Source organism: Acinetobacter sp. 226 (assembly GCF_048147925.1).
In the GTDB taxonomy this organism is placed as follows: domain Bacteria; phylum Pseudomonadota; class Gammaproteobacteria; order Pseudomonadales; family Moraxellaceae; genus Acinetobacter; species Acinetobacter pecorum.
In genome coordinates this window covers 1-7,094 of record NZ_JAYWYX010000051.1, presented here as the reverse complement: position 1 = coordinate 7,094, position 7,094 = coordinate 1, and the positions used below count along the sequence as shown (strand labels likewise).

Sequence of the window (7,094 nt, the reverse complement as noted above, 5' to 3'; positions counted from 1 at the left end):
TAAGTGTAAAGAACACTGGCAAAACGTCGGGTTTCTTCTGGATCTTCCAATAAAATATGATGCTCAAAACCATTGATCATGACTTTCAGCATTACCGGCTGGCCATCGATTGGTTGCAACTTGTCTTTTTCGGTGTGAGCCACTGTGATGGAATAAGTCCAGCACCATTGAGACCGACTGGTACTGTAGGTACCATCCATGACTTTAATCTTCTCGCCGGTATCTAATCGCTCGGCTGTAAGTGTGTTCACGATATACCACCAGTTCCTTTTTGGCAGTGCTGGAATACAGTCATCTGCACCAAAATTTAAAACGACATTGTGTGAATCAACGTCATGACATAGGCAGATGAAATTTAAATCACCATTGCCTTCATATTTAGGTAATTCAGGCTTTGGCCATGGTTGAACCGGATGCTTGCGGTAATGAATCGCCTTAGCTTTATCCCATGGCAGATCTGACTTGGTGATAATCTCAAGGCTCTTATCCCATTCAAATGAAAAACGGTGCTCAAATACATGCGCCACTTCATGAGAATAAGTAAGGGTCTTGCGCCTACGGATCATCTCCTGCCAGACCGTTTCACGGTTATGCCGTAGTTTGATCGTTTCCTCATGCAGGTAGCGCTGGTGAATAAAGCGTTTATCGCCTTCTTCCCAAATGACATACGCATCAGAACTTAAACCGGTTGCTTGCTCATGAAGGGATCTAATCGCCCGGGTTAATGATCCTGCTTGCTCATACCGAATATTTTCCTGATTCGAAATTACTAGACCTTGCTCATAAAAAAGAGCCTCATTTGAGACTCTTAGGATTGGCTTGGCCCATGGTATTTCTGTGGTACTCAGGCATGCAATCGCTTTCTGGTAGCGCATGTCAAAACCATAAGACACCCCGACCAGATGATTGATATCGAATAGCGCCTGGAATTGGGCACTAAATCCCGTTTGAATGACCGCATCCACTGCACAATACTGATCAATTCTGACTGCAGATAATTCAGCGATAAAGCCGGTTTGCAGCTGTGTATCCAGCTGAGCAGACTGGCCTGTAACAGCATTAAACTCAGCATTAAAGCCCGTATTAATTTGGGCATCCAATATGTCGTTACTATCACTGACTGCATTAAGCTCGGCAATAATCCGTGTATTAATTACAACATCTAGAGAAGCAAGATTTTGACCGTCACTGCCGAAGTTAAGATCGGTAGAGCCTGTGACTAAATCTTTAAAGTTAAGGTTTACTTGGTGGCCATCGGGTGGAATATAGTTCGACACATGTCCACCTCATTTATGTTGATGGTCGTAGGATCAGTAAGTTCATCATGAGTGTACTGCCTAGTACCAGATCAGGATTGGCCAGTGTAATATCAGTTCCCACTGTAAAGTCAGCAACTGCTTTCCCTTCCCCGTTAAGTAAACGTGCCCAAACTGCGGTACCTGATTTCATAACTGTCGCCGCGTCTGTCTGATTTAGTTCTATATGATCAGTATTTACCTGTTTAATTGAGGGTTTAGGCAGCGTTAATGTAACTAATCTGGCGTTATTATCCGCTGCTATAGTTACATCAATGGGTTTTTCATCATCATAAAAAACAAAGGTAGCATTTGCGCTACCTTGATCTAAAAAATTTGCCAGTGCCTGAAGTTGAGCCAGTCCGGCAGCTAAAGAGGTTTGAATCATTTTGCCACCACTTTGTCGGAGATTACCGCGTTATATTCTTCGTTTGGATCGAAGGCCACTACAAAACATTCCAGTCCAACTGCAATATTGCGAAATGCATAGGAGCCATCAGTTTTGGACGTTATCTCCCAGAGTAATTGGCGGTTGTCGCGACGAAAAACACAAACTGGCACTGGTGAGTAATTAGCTCCTACTTTTTTGGTTGTGCCTTTAATTTGACCAAAGCCTTGACTGGAATTTTCTACAGCAATAAGAGGACGAGGTTGTTTAAATACCGCATATCCCATATTTTTTAGCTTTGAGTAGTTTGGCTCATATCCGCCAAAAAACATCCTCAGGACTTTAAGCAATTTTAATTTCCTCAATAGGTATGGCGATGAAATGAGAATTTGCACTCTCCGAGTTGCCGCTACCGCCGGCATGCACAAGAATCAAGCTAGAAAGATCAATATCACGAGTTGAACTTGGAGTTTCTTGGTAATTCGTTGGATATAATGAAGTGCTTGCGTTTCTAACTTGATATATGCCATATACAGCCCCGATTTGCTGCAATGTATCCCCCTCAAAGATGGAGAGATTTTCAACGGTAGAGGTATTAAAAGCATCCAAATTTGGTGATAAAAAACTAGAATTCGCTGTCGTCGAGTAGAAAACATAGCTGGTGTTTGAACCTGAGTTCCGAACTCTATTGAATGTGACTTCAATATTTCCGATATATGCCCTTTGGCTTCTCGCTTCATAAAGATCAAAAGTTGATGTGATTGATCCATATGTATATCCGATTATAACCGGGTATTTTAATTGTTCGTAATCTAGGGTGGCACACGGGGCTATACCATTAATCATTGACCTAATGCTACCTGTATAACCATTTGTTAAGAGCATAAGGTGATAGGGGCTTCCGACTACTTTTGCTAACCCGTAGGTTGAATAGCCTTGTGAGTATGTGTAGTTGTTATGTGTTGTATTTGCAGCTGAAGCGAACTCCCATTTAAAATCCATACCAGGTGACATGATTTCTTTATTTACCGCTAGAGCAAACCCATCAGTAATAAACCCCGTTAACGGGTCAAATGTTTTACCAATGCATGGACTTATACAATTGCGTCGCCCTGCTTGATCCTGAAAGCATAATCGAATGTATAAATCAGACTCATCTAAAGCTTTGAATTTGTATACGTGGATATATGCATTTTCATACTCAAGCGACCAACCAAGTGGTGCGATCCGAGTGGTGAATCCACCTGTAATAGAGATGGGCGCATCATCAAGTGTAAAAGTCACTGTATTTGTGGTGATAGAATCAATCCAGAATTCACCTTCATTAATCAGCAAAAGTGGCCCAGAATCTATTTTTAAAATGCGGTCCGTAACATATCCATGCGCACCGCCATAAGTAAATGTGACTTGATTGCCTGCTACTGCCACACTGGTAACTGTCTGCACGTTATAACCCAGTGCAAGCATTTTTTTAAAGCGATCCGGAAATAGGTTTTTTGAGCCTGCACTAAAATCCAATCCCACATCCGCAAAGTCAAATAGTTTTGTCTGTGTTTGCTTCATTGCCATTTTTTATTTACTCATAAAAAGACCGCATATAGCGGCCATATTTGATTTAAATTTTAGACAACGCGGTCAATGTCGCCACGCAGCATGATCTGAAACTGGTCTGATAAGATTGCGGGCTCTGACTGTTTTACAGTACGAATCACCCAGACTGGGAAATTTGCAGCAATCGTATTAAAGCGCAATGTATTGCCATTCGCCCAACCCGTCCCCCAGCCTTCTTTCTTAATGATGAAATAAGGTACACCAGTAACTGGATTGAGTGGCGCATAATCCGCACTGGTCGACCCAGCAAGAGTTAAGCGACCTGTGTACTCACCAACGCAATAAAAGCTATCAGCACTGGTGAAAACAATCGCCCAGCGCTCCTGAATCGCCCCTTTATTAGTGGTTAAAATTGGATAGAGTGAATCATTATAGTTTGCTGAAATTGCCGAGCCTGTTGGCTCATCATTCCAGACACTATTCCAGGCCTGCTGCACAAACTTACGAGTATAACGCGCCTGCATATCACCAATCACCAAAGCAGAGCCAACAATGGTGTCAGCTGCATCATAATTATGAGTCAATGGCTTGGTGAATGTCAGCTGGCCATTAATCTGTACATCGCGGATCAGGCCCATGTCCTGATAACGATATTTGACTGTCAGTGGTGCAACCAGATTACCCAGTACGAAGTCACCGCCAAGCGTCACACGGCCATAATCATAATCAACTGTGTACAAATCGAAGGCTACTTTCGTTCCATTAGTATCCTCAAGTTCAGCCCATGAAATGCGCTGATCATTCAGATCGTAGGTGGTACCCGAAATTGCACTTGGTAGTTCCTGAGCTTTGCTTGAGCTGACAATACCAATACCACCAACACGGAATATCGGCACACGGCCATCAATTGGTAAACGTGTGGCAGACAAACCAAGGATTTCAGAATCCAGTGGAATGTAAGTATAGGCTACGGCGTTATAGCGCACGGATGAAGCATCCACCCAGACCGGGACATTGATATAAGCGTCTAAGCCTTCCTGATATTCCAGTAATGGGTCATACCAGTCATTCGCTTCAATGTCTGCTCGGTTGGCTTCTGTGATTTTGGTTTTGGTATAAAAGTAAATGGTGACAAAACCATTATCCCAATTCACCTGACCATGCGCCCGGCTGGTCTCAATTGCCCCATTCTCATCAGCGGTCAGTGTCAGTTGGCCATACTCAAGTGTACCCACCACCACAGTTAAAGATTGTGGCCGGATCGGCATGATTGGTGTTCTAAAGCTGATCTTGTTGACCGGCAACAAGTCAGTTGTAGTGGTCAAGGATTCCAGACTAATCGTGTTATCTGCATTCGGAGTCCAGGAATCGATTTCAACAATCCCGGTGCCGTATTGAATAACACCTGACTGAATCCCGCTGTTATTGGCCGGATTCACATTACGATACAGCAAGCCGGTACGATCCAGAAAGGTATCAGCGCCCACTTTGAAGCGAGCTGAACCTGTCAAAATCTGCTCATCAAAACCGGAGGATAAGTCCAGCTTGAGCTTGTTGGCTGTCACCGTATGCGTTGCAGAGTTAGAACCTGACGTATCCCGGTATTTAACCTTTACATCAACAGTGTCAAAAGCTTTCAGCTCTACCTGTTCGCCTTGAACGCTGGATGGTTGTGGAGAATAAAAAGACATATTTCCTCGCTATGCTGATGCATACGTTACTGACATCATTGGCAAGTACTCTTTTCTGAATACTTGCTGATATACCACCGGTGTGACTTCAACTGCGCCAGTAGCATAGGTAATGCTGCCCTGCACCTGACCGCGCTCATTGACCAGATTGCCAATCATCACATTCACTGGCACATCAAACAGCCGGACTGTTCCTGTTATTTTCCGGTCGGTATTCTGCACGGGAATCTCCAGTTCAACACTATTCGGCTGAATTGCTGGTCCGGTACCGATGTTGAAGAACATCTTCTGGTTGGCATCGGGTGCAACATCCATCTTGGTCTGCTCAAGTGATTGGCCGTAGTTATAGATCACTGAAAAGACCGTACCCTTCTGTGGCAGTTTGTTTGGAATGATCTTGCCAATACCGGTGGCATAGTTGATTTCGCCCGTGGCATCACCAGTAAACTTGCCTTGAGCATTTGATGTTGCAGTTTTCACCTCACCCTCAAGCGTCCAATTAATGGTGATACCCGGCAATACACCCGGTCGACCCAAATCAAACTCAAATGCAGCTTTTTCAACACTTAAATTAGATCGCACAAAGGTGACAATCGGTGTACCCCAGTTCAGCAGGATCGGCGTATCCACATCCGGCAAGGCACCTGTGGTGAGTAACCATGACCCAGTTTCATAGTTGATCATGCCTGAACCAAAAGATGGACTGGCAGCCTTTAACTGGCCTGAACCATCATCTTTAAGCTCATAGAACTTGCCCTGCGACATGTATGAAATCGAAAGTGCACCAGGTGCAGGAATTGGAATTAAAACTCCCGACCAATTGCTACCCTGGTTATTTTGAGTCACCGGAATGGCATGACTCTGGTAATACTGATTCGGTGCAGCTGCTGGTTTAAAAGTAATATTCAGACTTACAGTTCCAGCCGGTGCTGCTGCAGTCCACTGAATCAAACCACGCTGATAATCAATCGTGCCAACCTGAGTGCCTTGAGTATTTTTAAGCAATCCACCCTGATCAGTGATCTGCTGCCCTTGTAATGTAAACGCCACGCTAGATGGAATCACCGCAGAACCGATATACAGGTTTTGGCTGACACTAATCACCATATTTGGATAATTAACAGTAATGGTGCCCTCATTACCCGCCACCAGAACTACACTTTCACCGGCAGCGTTCACATCAATGATCGGGGTTTCAGTCTGAGCAGATGGGATCAGTTGAGCAAAGATGCTTTTGGCATTTACGGTAAATTCACCCACATTGGCTTCTGAAGCCAACGCAGTCGATGAATAGTAAAGGCCGGTATCCGCAACAATCGTATCCCGGATGATGGTTTTGGATTTTTCACCGTTGTACCACTGACGCGCTGATAATCCGACAAAGTCAACCTCAAGAGCATCATTCAAGGAATACGTAGCAACCTTGTATTCAATATTTTTACCATCGATGACCATGATTGCAGTACGGGTTTCAACCTTGGTAATACGCACATACTGCTCACGCTCTAAGGCCTTACCTTCATCACTAATCAGAACAATCGTGTCACCTACTGATGACTCAGTTTCTTGCGGAAACATGGCTACTTGCAGTGATGACATGCCCTGCCAATGGGTATCGAGTGGTGTGCCGGCAATCTGACCACCTTTGGCCAAGTAGTTTTCTACCCGGTTTTGAGCAGACTGACGTTCATCAGTCCAGTTCTTGGTGCTGAATAGCAGTGCTGATACGTTTGGATCCGCAGGCAGTTCAGATACAAAGACCGTTGCCCCCATCAATAGGTCAGTGTCTTCAGTGGTGACCGCTGGAAAGACCTTGCGCATGGAGACATCACCCATGGTGCGATCCATCTCGGACACATCATTGAACAGGTTATTACTAATCCCATCCTGAACCACTACACCAGAATATTTACCACCGCCATCAGAGTTATCAGTCAAGCGTTCAGACTTGTAAATCACTAAATCCTTGGTTTCAATCGCCATCGTCTAACTCCGTAAAGCGCAAAGTCACATTAAAATAATCATCCAGTGATACCGCTGGAATTCCTTTTACCGGTGCGGCCTCTAAAGCCCCATCCTGGTGGTTAAATTTGACGGTGAATTGCCGGCTATCATGTGGTTGCTCAAACTGCAGTTTGAAATTCTCACCCTGCAGCTTGGACCACTCCA

General features: G+C 44.4%; 5 protein-coding genes and 2 pseudogenes. All 7 read right to left on the bottom strand.

Translation table 11 applies throughout. From position 1 onward, the window contains the following. Positions 1-1,277 (bottom strand): annotated as a pseudogene (locus tag VXP95_RS15000) (hypothetical protein); the annotation flags it as partial. A 13-nt stretch (positions 1,278-1,290) separates the two neighbouring features. Beyond that, positions 1,291-1,683, bottom strand: coding sequence for a hypothetical protein (locus VXP95_RS14995; RefSeq protein WP_416712319.1), 393 nt, complete (start codon positions 1,681-1,683; stop codon positions 1,291-1,293). Then, positions 1,680-2,015, bottom strand: coding sequence for a carboxypeptidase regulatory-like domain-containing protein (locus tag VXP95_RS14990; protein ID WP_416712320.1), 336 nt, complete (start codon positions 2,013-2,015; stop codon positions 1,680-1,682). The genes VXP95_RS14995 and VXP95_RS14990 overlap by 4 nt, the downstream gene beginning before the upstream one ends. A 10-nt stretch (positions 2,016-2,025) precedes the next feature. Next, the gene (locus tag VXP95_RS14985) at positions 2,026-3,252 is read right to left on the bottom strand and encodes a hypothetical protein (RefSeq protein ID WP_416712318.1); all 1,227 of its coding nucleotides are present in this window, start codon (positions 3,250-3,252) and stop codon (positions 2,026-2,028) included. A 53-nt stretch (positions 3,253-3,305) separates the two neighbouring features. Next, positions 3,306-4,925, bottom strand: coding sequence for a hypothetical protein (locus VXP95_RS14980; RefSeq protein WP_416712317.1), 1,620 nt, complete (start codon positions 4,923-4,925; stop codon positions 3,306-3,308). A gap of 9 nt (positions 4,926-4,934) precedes the next feature. Beyond that, entirely contained in the window at positions 4,935-6,908 is a 1,974-nt protein-coding gene (locus VXP95_RS14975; RefSeq protein WP_416712316.1) for a hypothetical protein, read from the bottom strand. Further along, positions 6,898-7,094: pseudogene (locus tag VXP95_RS14970) on the bottom strand (hypothetical protein); the annotation flags it as partial. The gene VXP95_RS14975 and the pseudogene VXP95_RS14970, both read right to left, overlap by 11 nt.